Raw genomic sequence first — 513 nt, 5'->3', positions numbered from 1 at the left:
CGATGACCCAGTAGACCTTCTAAATCAGATCCTTGCTAATACGCGGAAACTTGAGCGGAAAGCAAAAAACGCTCTCCCCCAGAAGGTAAAGAATCATAAAGAAACGCACAGGCAGCTTACCGAGATCGAAAAAAATCGCATGTGCGCTAGCGATGCCGCACTCCGACTATTCAGCCAAGTGCAAGTCGAAACCGATAACGCAAACTTCTACGATCGCGCATACGCCGTCTTACTAGCAGAACGAGACGCAGAAATGGAAGATCATGAGTGCTAATAAAAAGTTTTGGGAGAACCATGCCATGTACCGGCGGCAACTCTCCAACCTCATCAACACGCTAAACGATTTGGACGAAGACGCGTTCACCCGACTCCACGCCCAATACGACGAGCGCGGGCGGCAGATCGAGCACCTAGAGTCAGAAAATCGCAAGCTCAAATCCCGCACCCAAGCCGGGGCCCGCACAGAAAGAATCTCTACTTTCGATAATGATCCCGGCCTGATCGCCGGTGAAA

Annotated in this window: 2 protein-coding genes; both read left to right on the top strand. The window is 51.1% G+C overall.

Annotated features, from left to right (window positions below; genetic code table 11):
- Nucleotides 1-274, top strand: a 274-nt coding sequence (locus tag QP381_RS08500) for a hypothetical protein (protein WP_285068494.1), incomplete at its 5' end; no start/stop codon positions are given.
- A partial coding sequence (locus tag QP381_RS08495) for a hypothetical protein (protein ID WP_285068492.1) occupies nt 264-513 on the top strand: 250 nt, incomplete at its 3' end. The genes QP381_RS08500 and QP381_RS08495, both read left to right, overlap by 11 nt.

This window comes from Pauljensenia sp. UMB6358 (genome assembly GCF_030216865.1).
GTDB classification, from domain to species: domain Bacteria; phylum Actinomycetota; class Actinomycetes; order Actinomycetales; family Actinomycetaceae; genus Pauljensenia; species Pauljensenia turicensis_A.
This window is presented reverse-complemented; position numbering and strand designations above follow the sequence as displayed.